Origin of the sequence: Arthrobacter sp. B3I4 (assembly GCF_030816855.1) — a bacterium.
GTDB lineage: Bacteria > Actinomycetota > Actinomycetes > Actinomycetales > Micrococcaceae > Arthrobacter.
Map to the genome: position 1 here is coordinate 1,729,025 of NZ_JAUSYK010000001.1, position 17,044 is coordinate 1,746,068.

General features: G+C 66.6%; 17 protein-coding genes and 1 pseudogene. 9 read left to right on the forward strand and 9 right to left on the reverse strand.

Going from position 1 to position 17,044, the window contains the following annotated elements; translation table 11 throughout:
• Positions 1–25: 25 nt before the first annotated feature.
• Positions 26–955, reverse strand: a complete 930-nt coding sequence (locus tag QFZ61_RS08150) for an SGNH/GDSL hydrolase family protein (RefSeq protein ID WP_307034979.1) — start codon at positions 953–955, stop codon at positions 26–28.
• Positions 956–1,250: 295 nt separating this feature from the next.
• Here QFZ61_RS08150 and typA point away from each other — a divergent pair, with 295 nt between their 5' ends.
• Together typA and QFZ61_RS08160 are read left to right on the forward strand one after the other, a co-directional pair.
• Positions 1,251–3,179 carry a translational GTPase TypA gene (gene typA, locus QFZ61_RS08155; RefSeq protein WP_307034981.1) on the forward strand — a complete coding sequence of 643 codons (1,929 nt, stop codon included), beginning with the start codon at positions 1,251–1,253 and terminating at the stop codon, positions 3,177–3,179.
• A 34-nt stretch (positions 3,180–3,213) separates the two neighbouring features.
• A complete protein-coding gene (locus QFZ61_RS08160) occupies positions 3,214–3,615 on the forward strand; it encodes a hypothetical protein (protein ID WP_307034983.1) in 402 nt (133 codons plus the stop codon).
• Here the strand turns inward: QFZ61_RS08160 and QFZ61_RS08165 are convergent.
• Positions 3,591–4,100: a transcriptional regulator gene (locus tag QFZ61_RS08165; protein ID WP_307034985.1), complete on the reverse strand. Its 510-nt coding sequence runs from the start codon at positions 4,098–4,100 to the stop codon at positions 3,591–3,593. The two genes, QFZ61_RS08160 and QFZ61_RS08165, sit on opposite strands and share 25 nt — an antisense overlap.
• Positions 4,101–4,159: 59 nt before the next feature.
• On the opposite strand from QFZ61_RS08165, the gene QFZ61_RS08170 reads away from it, so the two are divergent.
• Positions 4,160–5,491, forward strand: coding sequence for an MFS transporter (locus tag QFZ61_RS08170; protein WP_307034987.1), 1,332 nt, complete (start codon positions 4,160–4,162; stop codon positions 5,489–5,491).
• Here the strand turns inward: QFZ61_RS08170 and QFZ61_RS08175 are convergent.
• Complete coding sequence (locus QFZ61_RS08175) at positions 5,488–5,733, reverse strand: hypothetical protein (RefSeq protein ID WP_307034989.1); 246 nt, start codon at positions 5,731–5,733, stop codon at positions 5,488–5,490. The genes QFZ61_RS08170 and QFZ61_RS08175 overlap by 4 nt on opposite strands.
• Before the next feature lie 165 nt (positions 5,734–5,898).
• On the opposite strand from QFZ61_RS08175, the gene fdxA reads away from it, so the two are divergent.
• The 5 genes from fdxA (at position 5,899) to QFZ61_RS08200 (ending at position 10,410) form a co-directional block, all read left to right on the forward strand.
• Positions 5,899–6,225 (forward strand): ferredoxin, encoded by a 327-nt coding sequence (gene fdxA, locus QFZ61_RS08180; protein ID WP_290255783.1) that lies wholly within the window; start codon positions 5,899–5,901, stop codon positions 6,223–6,225.
• Between the two features lie 12 nt (positions 6,226–6,237).
• Positions 6,238–7,386 (forward strand): succinyldiaminopimelate transaminase, encoded by a 1,149-nt coding sequence (gene dapC, locus QFZ61_RS08185; RefSeq protein WP_307034991.1) that lies wholly within the window; start codon positions 6,238–6,240, stop codon positions 7,384–7,386.
• Positions 7,387–7,616: 230 nt separating this feature from the next.
• The gene (locus QFZ61_RS08190) at positions 7,617–8,900 is read left to right on the forward strand and encodes a citrate synthase (RefSeq protein ID WP_307034993.1); all 1,284 of its coding nucleotides are present in this window, start codon (positions 7,617–7,619) and stop codon (positions 8,898–8,900) included.
• 171 nt (positions 8,901–9,071) lie between these two features.
• Positions 9,072–9,725: a TetR/AcrR family transcriptional regulator gene (locus tag QFZ61_RS08195; protein ID WP_307034995.1), complete on the forward strand. Its 654-nt coding sequence runs from the start codon at positions 9,072–9,074 to the stop codon at positions 9,723–9,725.
• Positions 9,726–9,798: 73 nt separating this feature from the next.
• Positions 9,799–10,410, forward strand: coding sequence for a hypothetical protein (locus QFZ61_RS08200; protein ID WP_307034998.1), 612 nt, complete (start codon positions 9,799–9,801; stop codon positions 10,408–10,410).
• 50 nt (positions 10,411–10,460) lie between these two features.
• Here QFZ61_RS08200 and QFZ61_RS08205 read toward each other — a convergent pair whose 3' ends face one another.
• Both QFZ61_RS08205 and dapD read right to left on the reverse strand, forming a co-directional pair.
• Positions 10,461–11,312 (reverse strand): hypothetical protein, encoded by an 852-nt coding sequence (locus QFZ61_RS08205; protein WP_373427139.1) that lies wholly within the window; start codon positions 11,310–11,312, stop codon positions 10,461–10,463.
• A 65-nt stretch (positions 11,313–11,377) separates the two neighbouring features.
• Entirely contained in the window at positions 11,378–12,388 is a 1,011-nt protein-coding gene (gene dapD, locus QFZ61_RS08210) for a 2,3,4,5-tetrahydropyridine-2,6-dicarboxylate N-succinyltransferase (RefSeq protein ID WP_307035000.1), read from the reverse strand.
• 86 nt (positions 12,389–12,474) lie between these two features.
• Here dapD and dapE point away from each other — a divergent pair, with 86 nt between their 5' ends.
• Positions 12,475–13,611, forward strand: a complete 1,137-nt coding sequence (dapE, locus tag QFZ61_RS08215) for a succinyl-diaminopimelate desuccinylase (protein WP_307035002.1) — start codon at positions 12,475–12,477, stop codon at positions 13,609–13,611.
• Between the two features lie 99 nt (positions 13,612–13,710).
• Here the strand turns inward: dapE and QFZ61_RS08220 are convergent, their stop codons facing one another.
• The 4 genes and pseudogenes from QFZ61_RS08220 to QFZ61_RS08235 form a co-directional block, all read right to left on the reverse strand.
• Entirely contained in the window at positions 13,711–14,547 is an 837-nt protein-coding gene (locus QFZ61_RS08220; RefSeq protein WP_307035004.1) for an amino acid ABC transporter permease, read from the reverse strand.
• A complete protein-coding gene (locus QFZ61_RS08225; protein WP_307035006.1) occupies positions 14,544–15,194 on the reverse strand; it encodes an amino acid ABC transporter permease in 651 nt (216 codons plus the stop codon). The genes QFZ61_RS08220 and QFZ61_RS08225 overlap by 4 nt, the downstream gene beginning before the upstream one ends.
• 100 nt (positions 15,195–15,294) lie before the next feature.
• A pseudogene (locus QFZ61_RS08230) lies at positions 15,295–16,177 on the reverse strand (glutamate ABC transporter substrate-binding protein).
• Between the two features lie 83 nt (positions 16,178–16,260).
• Positions 16,261–17,016 carry an amino acid ABC transporter ATP-binding protein gene (locus tag QFZ61_RS08235; protein ID WP_307035008.1) on the reverse strand — a complete coding sequence of 252 codons (756 nt, stop codon included), beginning with the start codon at positions 17,014–17,016 and terminating at the stop codon, positions 16,261–16,263.
• Positions 17,017–17,044 lie beyond the last annotated feature (28 nt).

Consider the following 17,044-nt stretch of genomic DNA (forward strand, 5'->3'; position numbering starts at 1 on the left):
TGGCGGGGGCGGGTCCCGCGTGAACCTAGCTGCCGGCCGGTGAAACCGGTCCGGGAGGCGGGAGCTCGAGTCCCATCTCCTGCAACCGGCCGGCCAGAATCTTTCCCAGCTCCCCGTGGCCGACGTTGTTCATGTGCACGCCGTCCGCCATCTGCGCAGTCAGGTTGTACTTCGTCAGCCAGTCTCCGACGCTGACGAACGGGATGGCATGCTTCGCGGCGACGCTTCCCAGCAGTGAATCCACCTGGGAGCGGCGGCCGCCGCCGTAGTTGGCGCCGCGGGCCAGGGTGCCGATCATTGCCAGCTTTGAACCCGGGTAGCGCTGCCGCAGGGACGCTATCAGGCGCTCCGCGTTCGCAACGATCTGCGCGTCCGAGGCCCCGCGGGAAGCATCGTTTCCGCCGCCTTCGATAACGACGAGGGCCGGCTCCCCGTAGGGCAGCTTCCAGTCCCCGCGCTGCAGGGCATCGATGTAGTTGCCCGTCTTGCCGTTGGCGGCGACATAACCGGTGCCGCCCAGGCCGCAGAAAAAGACGTCATAGCCCACGGCCGCCAGGCCCTGCCGCGGCCAGCCGGTCTCCGGTTCCGACTGGGAATCCCCGATGATGAGAGCCGTCCGCGCGATGTTGCCGACGACGACTTCGTCCCGGCCATTTGCAGGGTTTCGATAGATCGTACCCGGGGCCATCGTGGACGGGTTGGGGAGGGGCACGAGCAGGGACTTCTGCCCGGCGCCCGCGGCGACGGGCTCCCCGGGGGCGCCCGCGGCCGTACGGGCCCCAGATTTGCCGGGCGTTTTCGTACCGGCGGACGGGCCGGCGGCACTGCCGGGGGTTGTGGTGGAGGTATCCGAAGCGGATACGGGGGTGGGGGGCGCCTGCCCGCAGCCGGCCATCAGAACGCCGGTGGCGATCATAGGTGCGACGAAGCGGGTCAGAGCCGTGGCGGTTCGCATCTAGGGTCTCCGGGCTTTGCTTGCTGTTACCACGGTAATGATGCGGTACCGGGACCGGAAAATCCAGTGACTTTACTCACAGGGTCTGTTCGTGACGGTGGCTGGGCGGCGGGAGGGCGGGCGCGGCCGGGTTCCGCCGGGACGGCGCACGTCGGCTGCCTTTTTAGGCCAATAAAAGCCCAAGCGTCTAGAATAGATGAAGGTGCCCTGTGCAAAGGGTCTTATCCGTCGTGCGTTCCGGTTGGAAATGTCGCGATACAACAGCTGACTTCACCACTGAATCGAGCAATAACGCATGTCTGAAACCACCACCAACACTGCGGTAGCCACTGCATCGCGCAGTGACCTGCGCAACGTCGCGATCGTGGCCCACGTTGACCACGGCAAGACCACTCTGGTCGACGCCATGCTCAAGCAGACCAACTCCTTTGCCGAGCATAACCACCTCGAAGACCGCGTCATGGACTCCGGTGACCTGGAACGCGAAAAGGGCATCACCATCCTGGCCAAGAACACCACGGTGGCCTACAACGGTCCGTCCTCCAACGGCGAGACCATCACCATCAACGTCATCGACACCCCCGGCCACGCCGACTTCGGCGGTGAGGTCGAGCGCGGCCTGTCCATGGTCGACGGCGTCGTCCTCCTCGTCGATGCCTCTGAAGGCCCGCTGCCGCAGACCCGCTTCGTGCTGCGCAAGGCCCTCGCCGCGCACCTGCCGGTGATCCTGCTGGTCAACAAGACTGACCGCCCCGACGCGCGGATCGACGAAGTGGTGCACGAGTCCATGGACCTGCTTCTGGGCCTCGCCTCCGACCTCGCGGACGAAGTTCCGGATCTCGACCTGGACAAGATCCTCAATGTCCCCGTGGTCTACGCCGCAGCCAAGGTCGGCCGCGCTTCCCTCGAGCAGCCCGCCAACGGCACCGCCCCGGAGAACGAAGACCTGGAGCCGCTTTTCCAGACCATCATCGAGCACATCCCGGCGCCGACCTACAACCCGGACGGTGTCCTGCAGGCCCACGTCACCAACCTGGACGCCTCCCCGTTCCTCGGCCGCCTGGCGCTGCTCCGCATCTACAACGGCACCCTGCGCAAGGGCCAGACCGTGGCCTGGGCCCGTGCCAACGGCGAGCTCAAGAACGTCAAGATCACCGAACTGCTCGCCACCAAGGCCCTGGACCGCGTCCCGGCCGAGTCCGCAGGCCCCGGCGAGATCGTCGCCGTCGCCGGCATCGAGGAAATCACCATCGGTGAGACCCTGACTGACGCCGAGAACCCGCAGCCGCTGCCGCTGATCACCGTCGACGATCCCGCGATCTCCATGACCATCGGTATCAACACCTCCCCGCTGGCCGGCAAGGTCAAGGGCGCCAAGGTCACGGCCCGCCAGGTCAAGGACCGCCTCGACAAGGAACTGATCGGTAACGTCTCCATCAAGGTGCTCCCCACCGAGCGTCCCGACGCCTGGGAAGTCCAGGGCCGAGGCGAGCTCGCCCTGGCCATCCTGGTCGAGCAGATGCGCCGCGAAGGCTTCGAACTGACCGTGGGCAAGCCGCAGGTTGTCACCAAGACCGTCGACGGCAAGATCCACGAGCCGATGGAGCACATGACCATTGACGTGCCGGAAGAGTACCTCGGCGCCGTCACCCAGCTCATGGCCGCCCGCAAGGGCCGGATGACCAACATGGCCAACCACGGCACCGGCTGGTGCCGGATGGAATTCATCGTTCCGGCCCGAGGTCTCATCGGGTTCCGCACCAAGTTCCTCACGGACACCCGCGGCGCCGGTATCGCCGCCTCGATCTCCGAGGGCTACGAGCCGTGGGCCGGCCCGATCGAGTACCGCACCAACGGTTCGATGATCGCCGACCGCGCCGGTGTCGTCACCCCGTTCGCAATGATTAACCTGCAGGAGCGCGGCTCCTTCTTCGTCAAGCCCACCTCCGAGGTGTACGAGGGCATGATCGTCGGCGAGAACTCCCGCGCCGACGACATGGACGTCAACATCACCAAGGAAAAGAAGCTCACCAACATGCGTGCCGCTTCCTCGGATACCTTCGAAAACCTGACGCCGCCGCGCGACCTGACCCTTGAAGAGTCGCTTGAGTTCGCCCGGGAAGACGAGTGCGTCGAGGTCACCCCGGAGTCCATCCGCATCCGCAAGGTCATCCTGGACACCAACGAGCGGTCCAAGGCCAACCGCGCCCGCGCCAAGGTCTAGTTTCCGCGCTCTTCGCGGAATGCCACGGTAAATCGTGAATAAGTGGGCTGCCGGTACGGCAGGCGGTATCGCCGCCGCCATACCGGCAGCCCTTTTTGTTGCCCTCGCAGGCACGATGCTGCACGGGCAGTATGTTCTGCTCGCCGGAATCCAGATCCCCTGGGGCGCCGCCGGGGCGCTGACCCTGCTGGGGGCTGCGGAGCTGTGGCTTGGCGCAGCCTTCCGCTCGGTGCTTCCGGCGGGCGTCTGCGGGGCCGTCTGCTACGCCCTGGCTGGCTGGTGCTCCAGCCTGGAACCAGGCCGCCGGCTGATCATTCGAAACCTGGCAGGCAGTCTGTGGATCTACGGCATCGCCGCGGTCACTCTCGTTCTGCTGGTGTGGTGCCGGCGCTACCGGCAGCTGCCGCGGACTCAGTCTGCCGTCGGGTCCCGGTGATGGGCGATCATCAGTGACGTCGCTTCGCCGTCGTCGTCGGCCGGAAGCCGGATGTATTCCTCAACGACGGCCCGCAGCCTGCCCAGCATCTCCTCCCGCCGGGCCGCGTTGAACTTCACCCCGACACGCCACACCTCGATGTCCTCCGGTGGCAGGCCCCGGGTTTCCTGCAGGAATGTCTCAATCAGGATTGGTGCCACGTTATCCACCGGCGTGTTCCACGACTTGCGGCTGGCGATGTAGGGCACCTCGACGGCGCCCCGCTTGCCCTTGCGGCGCTCCTCGGCGACCAGGAAACCCGACCGTACCAGCGTCCGGACATGGTGCAGGCTCGAGGCCGGGTTGAGCCCGAGCAGCCCGGCGATCTCCTTGTTGGTCCGGGACTGATGCAGACACAGCCTCAGGATCCGAAGCCGCACCGGGGAGCTCAGGGCACGCCCCTTGGCTACTGCATCGTCATCCGGGTCCTGCGCTGGCCGGTCCATGGAAAAAGTCTAGCCGCCAAGTGATTGACACTGCCAACCACTCCTGCGAAGCTTGCGCGGTGACGACCCGCCCGCCCGCCGACGATGCCGGCGACACTGCTACCGCAACGACCTCCGCACCGGCAGGCGCCCCGGCGTCGGCGACGCTGTGGCGGGACGCAAACTTCACCGCGTTCTGGACTGCCCAGGCGTTGAGCCAGCTGGGTTCGCAACTCGGGCACCTGGCCTTTCCGGTTCTGGCCGTGACCCTGCTGGGGGCCACCGAATTCGAGATCGGCGTCCTCAACGCCGCCGGCCTTGCCGCCTTCCTCGTGGTCGGGCTGCCGGCCGGGGCGTGGGTTGACCGCTGGCTGAAGCGGCGCACCATGATCACCGCGGACCTGATGCGGATGGCGGCCATGAGTGCTGTGCCGCTGTTGTGGTGGTCCGGTTCCCTGGAGATCTGGCATCTGTACCTGGTCTCAGGGGTGGTGGGCGTCGCCACCGTGTTCTTCGATGTCTCCTACCAAAGCTTCGTGCCGCTGCTCGTTGTCCCCGGCAAAGTCGGGGAAGCGAACGCCAAGCTCGAGGCCACCGCCCAAATCGCGCGGATCGGCGGTCCCGCAGCCGGGGGCGCGCTACTGACGGTAGTCTCCGCGCCGCTGTTGTTCATCGGTGAATCGCTGGGGTACCTGCTCTCTGCCGTGTTCCTGGCCCGCACCCGCGACCAGGAGCAGAAGGCGCCCGTGGAGGGCCGGAACTCGCTGGCGACCGAGATCAAAGAGGGGCTCAGCTTCGTGGTGCGGCACCCCCTGATCAGCCGCATCGTGCTGTGCACCGGCGGTATGAACTTTTCAGGCATGATCATCTTTACCCTGCTGCCGCTGCTGGTCCTGAGGGAGCTTGGCCTAGGACCGCAGGGCATGGGGATCATCATGTCGGTCGGGGCGGCCGGAGGTCTCCTCGGGGCGGTCGCCGGTCCCTGGCTGGCGCGGCGGATCGGGGAAGGTAGGATCATCCCGGCGGGTGCTCTGTTCAGTGCGCTCTGCCTCATCCTGGTCCCGGTCGCTGCGATGCAGGAAGACCGGGCCGTTGCCCTGCTGCTCCTGGCGGTGTCTGAATTCGGCACCACCGTGGCGGCGCTCGTCTATAACGTGATGCAGGTGACGATGCGGCAGCGGGTCTGCCCGCCGCGGCTATTGGGGCGGATGAACGCGTCCATCCGTTTTGTGGTCTGGGGGGTCATGCCGGTGGCGGCACTGGCCGGCGGCTACCTGGGGGAGCACCTCGGGATTATGCCTGCGATGTGGCTAGGCGTGGCCGGCAGCCTGCTGGCCGTACTCCCGGTGCTGTTCTCGCCCCTGCCGGGGATAAAGAAACTCCCGGACACCGTCGAGGCCCCGAGCCGCTAGGAAACGGTCCGCGGGGCCCGCCGCGGCGGCGGAGGCGGCACGGCCTTGGCGGCGGCCACCTCAACCAGCGGAACGACGACGTCGCTCCGCCGGGTCCGAACGACGCACTCCGTGCCGGTACACGACAGCAGTTCGCCCAGCGCATCCGTGACACCGCCGTCGATCCGGTAGCGCACCACCACCCTAGTGCCGGGCCGGGCGGCAACCAGGAACTCTTGCGGCGACGTGGGGGAGGAACTCACCTCGCTATTCTAGGTCCGCGGCGCCCGGGGTCACCGACCAGGTTCCGTCCGGCTAGGTTCGCGGGATGAGCCGGGGAGATAATAGGCTGAGCAGTGAGAAGCCCGGCGCTCAGGCCGGCGGCAACAACCGGCGGAGCCCGGAACCAACGTGGAGAGGCCAGGGACGTGACGTACGTAATCGCGCAGCCGTGTGTAGATGTTAAAGACAAGGCCTGTATTGAAGAGTGCCCCGTCGACTGCATCTACGAAGGTGAGCGTTCGCTGTACATTCACCCCGACGAGTGCGTGGACTGCGGAGCCTGTGAGCCGGTGTGCCCGGTGGAGGCGATCTACTACGAGGACGACACCCCGGAGGAATGGGCCGATTACTACAAGGCCAACGTGGAGTTCTTCGATGTGCTCGGCTCCCCGGGCGGCGCAGCCAAGATCGGCAATACCCACACCGACCACCCCATGATTGCCGCCCTGCCGCCGCAGAACCAAGACCACTAGGGCGGCGCGACGGTGACTTCTGCGGTGCGCAGCTTCGGCCTCAGCCTGCCCGACTACCCGTGGGAAGCGATGGCGCCCTATCTCGCGCGGGCCGCGGCCCATCCCGGCGGGGCCGCGAACCTCTCCATCGGCACCCCGGTCGACGACACCCCGGCACTGGTCCAGGAGGCGCTCCGGGCGGCGGCCAACGCGCCTGGCTATCCCACGGTGCACGGCACGCCCGCCCTCCGGGAAGCGATCGCGGCCTGGTTCGACCGCCGCCGCGGCGTGCCCGGACTCGACCCGCAGCACGTGATGCCCACCGTCGGGTCCAAGGAACTCGTGGCCTGGCTGCCGTTCCTGCTCGGACTCAAGCCCGGGGACGTCGTCGTCCGCCCCAGCGTCGCGTACCCCACGTACGACATCGGGGCCAGTTTCGTCGGCGCCGAGCATGTCGCCGCCGACGATTTGGACGAACTCGACGCCGGGACCCGCTCGCGCGTCCGGCTCATCTGGGTTAACTCCCCGGCCAACCCCACCGGCAGTGTCCGAGACGCGGAATCGCTGCAGCGGATCGTCGCCCAGGCCCGAGAGCTCGGGGCCGTGGTCGCCTCCGACGAGTGCTACGCGGAACTGGGCTGGGACGAATGGGACGCCCAGCGCGGCGGGACACCGGTCCCCAGCATCCTGGACCCCCGCGTCGCCGGCGGCTCCCATGAAGGACTCCTGGCGGTCTACTCGCTGAGCAAGCAGTCCAACCTGGCCGGCTACCGCGCCGCCTTCGTGGCCGGCGACGGCGCGCTGATGGCCAACCTGGTCAACAGCCGCAAGCATGCCGGCATGATCGTGCCCTACCCGGTGCAGGAGGCCATGCGGGTGGCGCTCGGCGACGACGCGCACGTGGCGGCCCAAAAGGACCTGTACCGGGGGCGCCGTGAACGGATCGTGCCGGCGCTGGAAAGCTTCGGCCTGACCATCCACGAGTCCCGCGCCGGACTTTACCTCTGGGCCACTGCCGGGGAGCCGACCTGGGATACCGTCGGCCGGCTCGCGGACCGCGGCATCGTCGTCGGCCCCGGAGTCTTTTACGGCGATGCGGGCAACGGCTTCATTCGGGTGGCCCTGACCGCCACGGACGAACGGATTGACGCCGCCGTCGGGCGCCTAGCTACGGGACCGTAGCCGCACTGTGATGCGTGCCACATGACGGCTGGTTCGAGGCCCTGAAAAGCCGCCGGATTAGTGCCACCCGCCAACTCCCGGTAGTTTTTAACTGACTATCAATGGTGGCTTTCCACAAGAAGGCAGCGCGGCCGTTGGAATCGGTGTCCAGATACAGGTTCCGTGGGCGGCTTCACCAGATGTTGGATCAAGCTTTCAACAGAGGCCCTGAAGCCTCATGAGGAGAATCCATGACTGAGACCACTAGCGCAACCCTGCGTCATGCGGGCGGGGAGCTCGAGCTTCCGCGCATCAAGGTTGTTGAAGGAAACGAAGGTTACGACGTTTCCAAGCTGCTGAAGCAGACCGGCGCCGTTGCTTTTGACCCGGGTTTCATGAACACCGCGGCGACCACCTCGGCCATCACCTACATCGATGGCGACGCCGGGATCCTGCGCTACCGCGGCTACCCGATCGAGCAGCTCGCGCAGCACTCCAGCTTCCTGGAGGTGTCCTACCTGCTGATCTACGGCAACCTGCCGACGCCGGCCGAACTGGAAGCCTTCGACCAGCGGATCCGCCACCACACCCTGCTGCACGAGGAGCTCAAGGGCTTCTTCAGCGGCTTCCCCCGCGACGCACACCCGATGCCGGTGCTGTCCTCGGCAGTATCCGCGCTGTCCACCTTCTACCAGGACTCGCTGGATCCGTTCAATGCCGAGCAGGTCGAGGTCTCCACGTACCGGCTGCTGGCCAAGATGCCCGTCATCGCTGCCTACGCCCTGAAGAAGTCCGTCGGCCAGCCGATGCTGTACCCGGACAACTCCCACAACCTGGTGGAGAACTTCCTGCGCCTGAGCTTCGGTCTGCCCGCCGAGCAGTACGAAGTGGACCCGGTCGTGGCCAAGGCCCTGGATCTGCTGCTCATCCTGCATGCCGACCATGAGCAGAACTGCTCCACCTCCACGGTCCGGCTGGTGGGCTCGTCCAACGCCAACCTCTTCGCCTCCGTGTCCGCCGGCATCAACGCCCTCTTCGGACCCGCCCACGGCGGCGCCAACGAGGCCGTGCTCAAGATGCTCCGCCAGATCCAGGCCGACGGCATCAAGCCCGAGGACTACATGGAGAAGGTCAAGAACAAGGAAGACGGCGTCCGCCTGATGGGCTTCGGGCACCGCGTCTACAAGAACTACGACCCGCGCGCCAAGATCGTCAAGGCCACCGCGCACGAAATCCTCAGCAAGCTCGGCGGGAACGACGAACTGCTGGAAATCGCGCTCCGCCTCGAGGAAAAGGCCCTGCAGGACGACTACTTCATCGAGCGCAAGCTCTACCCGAACGTGGACTTCTACACCGGCCTGATCTACAAGGCCATGGGCTTCCCGGAGAAGATGTTCACCGTGCTCTTCGCCATCGGCCGCCTGCCGGGCTGGATCGCCCAGTGGCGGGAAATGATCAGCGACCCGAACACCAAGATCGGACGCCCGCGGCAGCTCTACACGGGCGAGCCGGAACGGAACTACCCTTCCGTCTAGAGTTCGACCAGACGACGACGCCGGCCGCGCACCCGAAGCAGGGTGCGCGGCCGGCGTCGTTGTGTTGGGGCACTGGCTGCGGGAGGACGCCCGCTGGCGGGAGGGCGCGGGGTTGGCACGGATACGGCGTGGATCCCCGGAATGGCGGCACAACCGTGCTAAAAAGGACCAATGCCCAAATTTGTCGACGCCGCGCTGCGGCGCCAGGAAGTGGTCGAAGCCGTGTTCCGGATCGTGGCGGCAGACGGCCTGGAACGGGCGTCCCTGCGCGAAGTGGCCGACGAAGCCGGTCTCGCGGTGGGCTCCGTGCGGCATTACTTCGCCAGCAGTGATGAACTGCTGGCGTTCTCTTTTGGCGTCGTCGTGGACCGGATAGCCGGCCGGCTCGAGGCAGCGGAGGACCGGCTGGCGAAGGCAGCCCCCGGTTCGGCGGAGCAGCACGCCGGTGTGATTGCCCTGCTTGGCGAACTGCTTCCGCTGGACGAAGAACGCGCCGTGGACGCCTGCGTCTGGATGGCCTTCAAGAACGCGGCCCGGATCAAGCCGTTCCTTGCGCCCGAAGCGGACCGCAGCCACCGCACCGTCGCAGCCGTCGTCGGCCGGCTGATCATGGAACTGACGGCAGGGCCGGGTACCGGCGCACTGGAGCAGCAGGAACTGGTCACCGAGGCCGAAAGGCTCCTGGCCATCCTGGACGGACTCGCCATGCATGCCCTGCTGCAGCCGGAATGGATGACGGCGCAGATGTGCCATGACGTGCTGGAAGCGCACCTGGCCAGCCTCGGTGCCGGTGCTGCCGGCAACCGGCGTGCCACCGGCCCGTAGGCCACCGACCATTACCCTGCGCGGCCTTCAGGAATAGACTGAAAAAGTACGTCTTGCCAAGGGAGGCAATTGGATGCACCAGACAGGCGGCCCGGGCTGGCGGATCACTATGGACACCTCAGGTCCCATGCTCATAGCGCTTTACGTGAGGGACTCGGCCGGCCTGGAGACCGCAGGTCAGCCCGCCCTGTGCCCGGTCGTCCCCAAGATCCGAGCGTCTGACCACTCACACCTCATTGACGAGGTGGGCGGAACGGGTGCACTCAAAACCGAGTGGGAGGCCTGGTGGGCCCAGCTCCTGAAGTCACACCCGGAGATGGAGCCCGAGCTCGGACCGCCGGGCTTCCGCGCCTTCGGCAACTCCCCGGCACTGCGGCGGGTGCTCCAGGCACACTTTGGCGCCGCCCTCAGCTGGGCGCGCGAACGGCGGGGCGAGTATCTGGCCCTGGAAGCCGAGCGTGATGCCAGCGGAGCCACCCAGGTCCTCGCCGACCTGGTGGATGACAGGCTGCTCGAAGTCGGCCGGGCCGCCCGCGACTTTGACTTGACCATCATTGAGCTGCCCCTCGCCGAGCCCCGGGCCTGGTACCTGGAGCCGGACAAGGTCATCATGAGTACGGAACTGCTGGCCGAACCCGACCTGTTCCGCAGCTACGTTCAGCCGGTCGTCGAACTGCTGGTGTGATCCCCGGCCAAAAGCGCTGCCATCCCCGGTCGCGTCAGGGCAAACAGTAGCTACGGCGCCGGTTCCTCGGCCACCGTTATGGTGACCTGGCCCGCCGGGGCGTCGGCGCTCTGCCAGCCGTTGCGGGCGAGCCGTGTCCAGCTCCGGCCGTCGACCCGCACCTCCGTGATGGACAGGGCCTTGGCGTTGGCTACCGCCCACTGCGCCACCGCCCACGCCTGCGTGCCGTCAGCCTCCGCCACGACCGTCCGGCCTGCCGCGGTCGCGGGGAGGGCTCCGAAAGCCGCCAGCAGGCGCTGCCGGACCTCCGCGGCGTCCCCGGCCGTCTCCGGTTTGCGCAGCGTGCAGTCGAGGCCCTCCGCGGTCTGGCCGGTCAGTGCCGACGCGAAGGCCCTGGCCATGGGCTCATGCTGGGCGTACGCCCCCGGATACGCCGAACGCTGGACGTGCTGCGCGGCCGCGGTGATGGGCATGGACTCGTATCCCGGGACTTTGACCAGCGCGTCGTAGAAGGCGTTGGCGGCGTGGAACGGGTCCATGACCTGCGCCTCGGTGCCCCACCCCTGCGAGGGCCGCTGCTGGAACAGGCCGCGCGAATCGGGGCCCGCCTGGTCGCCATGGCCGATGTTGCGCAGTTTCGCTTCCTGCATGGACGTGGCCAGGGCGATGCTCGCCGCGCGGGCGGGCAGTCCGCGCCGGACCGCGACGGCGCTGACAAGGGCAGCATTTGCGGCCTGGTCGCTGGCGAGATCCTCGCCGCCGGCACCGACGGCCGTGCAGCGCTCGGTGATCAGTGTCTCGGAACGCTGCAGGAAGGCGACGGCCGTGTAGACCGCGCCGGCCACCATGGCCAGCGCCAGCAACAGCACCGTCCGACGGCGCCAGCGACCCCTGCGTGCCACGTCATTACTCCCTCGGGCCCCGCAGGGCCGGTCGAATCCTGAGCCAACCGGCTCTCGGCCGGTGCCTAGTTGGCGTGCAGCGCCTCATTGAGCTCAACGGTCTGGCCCTTCCGGGGGAGGACCTCCACCTCGCCGCTGGAGGAGTTGCGGCGGAACAACAGATTGGGAACCCCGGAAAGTTCGACGGCCTTCACGATCCGGCTGGTGTCCTCGCCGTCGGCGTCCTTCGGACCGACCACGCGTACCCGGGTGCCCGCCGTGACGTAGAGGCCGGCCTCGACGACGGAGTCGTCACCGATGCTGATGCCGACCCCGGAGTTTGCGCCCAGCAGCACCCGCTCGCCGAGGGCGATCTTTTCCTTGCCGCCGCCGGAAAGGGTGCCCATGATGGAGGCGCCGCCGCCGACGTCCGAGCCGTCACCGGCCACCACCCCTGCGGAGATCCGGCCTTCGACCATCGAGGTTCCCAGCGTGCCGGCATTGAAGTTCACGAACCCCTCGTGCATGACGGTGGTGCCTTCGGCCAGGTGTGCGCCCAGCCGGACCCGGTCGGCGTCGGCGATCCGGACGCCGGAGGGGATCACGTAGTCGACCATGCGGGGGAACTTGTCCACCCCGTAGACGGTCACGGCGCCGCGCTTGCGCAGCCGCGCCCGGGTCAATTCAAAGTCCTCCACGGGGGCCGGGCCGAAGTTGGTCCACACCACGTTGGGGAGCTTGCCAAAGATGCCGTCCAGGTTGATGCTGTTCGGCTGGACCAGGCGGTGCGAGAGCAGGTGCAGGCGCAGGTAGGCGTCCGCGGTGTCCGCCGGGGGTTCGTCCAGGTGGATCTGGGCGAAGACGACCTGCTGTTCGGTTCCGCGGTCGGCGTCGTTGCCGGCAGCCGCGATGTCGAGCAGGGACTGGTCCGCGTTGGCGACGTCGCGCAGGTTCTCCGCCGCGGTCCCGAGTGCCGGCGCCGGGAACCAGACGTCCAGCACGGTAGCCTGGCCGTTGCGGGTGGCGAGGGTCGCGACCCCGTAGCCGTAGGCGGAACGGGAGGCGGCGGGCGCGGCAGTGGAAGCGGTTTCAGTCATGACTCAAGTCTATAGACGGCGCCCGTGCTCACTAAAACCTGTGACAGCGCGGAGCTATGACTGGAGCAGCCCGATACAGTGGGACCGTGACTGAGCAAACTGCCCCCGCCCGCAAGGACCTGCGCCTGGACCTGCGCCAGGACGTCGCCCTGCTGACCGCCGACCTCATCGACATCTTCAGCGTTTCCGGGGAGGAACGCCGGCTGGCCGACGCCGTCGAGTATGCCCTCCGCGCCCTCCCGCAACTTGAGCTGACCCGCGACGGCGATGCGATCATCGCCCGCACCAACCTTGGCCGGTCCGAGCGGGTCATCCTCGCCGGGCACCTGGACACCGTCCCGCTGCCGACCACCGAGGGCTCGCTGGGCACTGTCCCCTCCTACTGGGCCTCCGGGGCGCCCGGTGAAGGCGTGCTGTACGGCCGCGGCGCCACCGACATGAAGGGCGGCGTGGCGGTGCAGCTGGCGCTCGCCGCCGGACTGTTCGACGGCGGCGGGGAGCCGGACAAGGACGTCACCTTTGTCTTTTACGACCACGAGGAAGTGGAGGGGGTGAAGAGCGGCCTGGGCCGGCTGGTCCGTAACCACGGCGCGCTGCTGGAAGGGGACTTCGCCATCCTGCTGGAACCGACCGACGGGACGGTCGAGGGCGGCTGCAACGGCACCATCCGTTTCGAAGCCAGCACGCGCGGGGAAGCGGCCCACTCTGCCAGGGCTTGGATGGGCAGCAACGCCATCCACGCCGCGGCGCCGATCCTGACCAGACTGGCCGGCTACGAGCCGCGGACCGTTCCCGTGGACGGGCTGGACTACCGCGAAAGCCTCAACGCCGTCCGGATCAGCGGCGGCACGGCCGGAAACGTCATCCCGGACCGCTGCGTGGTGGAGGTCAACTACCGCTTCGCGCCGGACAAGAACCTCGCGCAGGCCGAGGAACACGTCCGCGAGCTGCTGGCCGGCTTCGACCTGGTCTGCACTGACGGCGCCGCCGGCGCCCGGCCGGGCCTGAACCACCCCGCCGCTGCCTCCTTCGTCGCCGCTGTCGGAGCCGCGCCGAAGCCGAAGTACGGCTGGACCGACGTCGCACGCTTCAGCGAACTCGGCGTCCCGGCCGTGAACTTCGGCCCGGGGGATGCGCTGCTGGCCCACAAGGATGATGAGCACGTCGACGCCGGTGCGGTCCGCGAGTGCCTGCGCGCGCTGCGGACCTGGCTCGGCGTCTAGCCCTGGCAACGCGGTCCGGGCCACCGGGACGAGGCGTACTAACGGCGAAAGGTCCGGAACCCGTGCGGGTTCCGGACCTTTCGCGTCTGCAGGGTCGGGCTACTTCACCACGTCGACTCCGGCGGCCGGCACATGCGCCATGCCGCCGGCGGCCTTCTTGGAGCCGCGCTTCTCGATCCAGATGGCGATCCGCGAAACAGCCAGGTTGATGGCGATGTAGATGGCCGCCGCCACAAAAAACACCGGGAAGAGGTATTGCGGGCCGAGGAAGTCGGCCATGACCTGGACCGCACGGAGCAGTTCGCCGTAGGCCACGATGTAACCGAGCGAGGTGTCCTTTAGGAGTACCACCAGCTGGGCCACGAGGGAGGGCAGCATCCGGCGGATGGCCTGTGGCAGTTCGATGGTCAGCCGGGACTGGAAGCTGGTGAGGCCGATGGCAAGGCCGGCTTCGCGCTGTCCCTTGGGCAGGGACTGGATGCCGGCCCGGATGATCTCGGCGAAGATCGCCGCGTTGTACAGGACCAGACCGGCGACGACCGCGATGAACGAGCTGGTGGCGAAGACCAGCAGCACGAACAGCATCATCAGGACCACCGGCATGCCGCGGAGGAATTCCAGCACGATCCGGGTGGGGACCCGGATCCACGCGACGTCGGAAATCCGCATCAGGCACAGCAGCAGCCCGAGCGGGAAGGCGATGACGGCAGCCAGGGCTGCGGCGCTGAGGGTCGCTCCGATGCCGTTGGCGATCAGCGTCCAGACATCCGCCTGGCTGAAGATAGCCCAGCGCTGGGCTTCAAAGATTCCCTGCTGGGCCAGGGTCATGACGGCCACTGCCAGTAGCGCGACGATCAGGATCACACCGATGACTGAGCCGATGAGGGAGATGCGGCGGGCTTTGGGACCCGGGACGTCGTAGAGAACGGAGCTCATCGTGCGATCGCCACCTTTCGTTCAACGACGTTGGCCAGGTAACCCAGCGGGACGGTAATCAACAGGTAGAAGAAGGCAACTCCGACAAGGACCCACATGACGGCGTCGCCGTTGGAGTTCGCGAGCTGCTTGCCGTACCCGAAAAGCTCCAGCACGTAGAAGGCGCCGGCGACGGAGGAGTTCTTCACCAGGGCGATCAGGATGTTGATCAGCGGCGGGATCACCGTGCGCAGGGCCTGCGGAAGGATGATCAGCGAGAGCACCTGGCTGAACTTCATGCCGATGCTGCGGGCTGCCTCGGCCTGGCCGACCGGGACGCTGTTAACACCCGAACGGACAGCTTCGGCGATGAAAGCGGAGGTGTAGGCGCTCAGGGCGATGATGGCAGCGATTTCAAACTGCTGGAATGAGACGCCGAGGCGGGGGAGCACGACGGCGGCGAAGAAGAACGCGATGGTCAGCGGCGTGTTCCGGACGATCTCCACATAGGCCATGCTGAAGCCGCGCAGCGCCGCGATGGGGGAGACCCGGGCTGCGGCAAGCAGGGTACCGAAAATGAGGGCGAAGATTCCCGAGACCACTGCCAGGAAGAGGGTTCTGAGAAAGCCGTCCCAGTACTGGGGGAGGTTCTCAATGATGACGTCCATAGGTTCCTTCAGCTGCGTTGAGGGGTTTCAAGCATTAACCGGGCAGTGGCGGCCGCGGGCCCGCAAGGGAAGCGGGTTCCGGCGGCCGCCACACCTGGTTTTAGTAGCGGTTGATGGCGGGGAGCTTCGGGGCCGTCTTGATGACGGCGCCGGCGGTTGCTTCCCAGGCCTTCTTGTAGGAACCGTCCTTGTCGAAGGCTTCGAGCTGGTCGTTGATCCAGCTGCGGAAGACCTTGTCGTCCTTCTTCAGGCCGATGCCGTAAGGCTCCCTTGGTGAAGGTCTCATCGGAGGCGAGCTTGAAGGCGTCGGGCTCCTTGTTGACGAAGCCGGCGAGGATGACGTTGTCGGTGGTGACTGCTTCGACCTGCTTGTTGCGCAGCGGCTCAAGGCAGGCGGAGTAGGTTGCGGCCGGAACCAGGACGGCTCCGTACTTCTCCACGATCGTCGATGCAGGAGTGGATCCGGTCACGGAGCAGACGTTCTTGCCCTTGACGTCTTCAGGCTTGGTGATCGAGGTGTTGTCCTTGTTCACCATCAGGGCCTGGCCTGCCTCGTAGTACGGGCCGGCAAAGTCGACTTCGGCCTTGCGCTTGTCGTTGATCGTGTAGGTGGCGACGATGATGTCGACCTTGCCCTGCTTGATGAACTGCTCGCGGTTCGCGGAAACAGTTTCCACCCACTCGATCTTGTCCGCGCTGATGCCCAGCTTGGCGGCGATCAGCTTGCCGATTTCGACGTCGAAACCGACAGGCTTGCCGTCGAGGCCCTTCTGGCCGAACAGCGGCTGGTCGAACTTGGTGCCGATGGTGATTTTGCCGGCTGAAGAAAGCTTTGCCATGGTGCTGTCGGCGGCGAAGCTCGGCTTCTCGGCTACGGGCGGGTTGGAAGTGGAGGAGCTGCCGCCGCAGGCGCTCAGGCTCAGAGCCAGAGCTGCGGATGCGGCCACCAGAAGGGATTTCCTTCGGGTCAAAAATGCCATCATGACATTCCTTTCATTGGACGGCCGCCTCACGGCGGCCTGGGTGCGAACTCTGCGGAGAATTGGAGGTGTGTCTGTGGTGCGGCTTAGTGCGTCAAGAGCTTGGACAGGAAATCCTTGGCGCGGCTGCTCTTGGGGTTGGTGAAGAACTCTTCGGGTGTTGCGTCCTCAACGATCTGGCCGTCGGCCATGAAGACCACGCGGTCCGCAGCCTTCCGGGCGAAGCCCATCTCGTGCGTGACCACGATCATCGTCATGCCTTCCTTGGCAAGCTGGATCATGACGTCGAGGACTTCGTTGATCATTTCCGGGTCCAGCGCCGAGGTGGGCTCATCGAAGAGCATCACCTTCGGTTTCATGGCAAGAGCGCGGGCAATTGCGACGCGCTGCTGCTGGCCGCCGGAGAGCTGGGCGGGCAGCTTCGGTGCCTGGTGGCCGACGCCGACGCGCTCCAGCAACGCCATGGCGTCCTTGTCGGCCTCCGCCTTGGACAGGCCCTTGACCTTGATTGGTCCGAGTGTGACGTTCTCAAGGATCGTCTTGTGGGCGAACAGGTTGAACGACTGGAAGACCATGCCGACGTCGGCGCGCAGCTTGGCCAGTTCCTTGCCCTCCTCGGGCAGCTCCTTGCCGTCGATGGCGATCCTGCCGTCGTCGATGGTCTCCAGCCGGTTGATGGCGCGGCAGAGCGTTGACTTGCCTGAGCCCGAGGGACCGATGACAACAACGACCTCTCCCTTTCGGACGTTCAGATTGATGTCCTTGAGGACGTGCAACTGGCCGTAATGCTTGTTGACGGCATTCAGGGAGACGAGGGCATCGCCGGGCACTTGAGTAGTCATAAGAAGAATCTAGCGAACATTAGCCGAA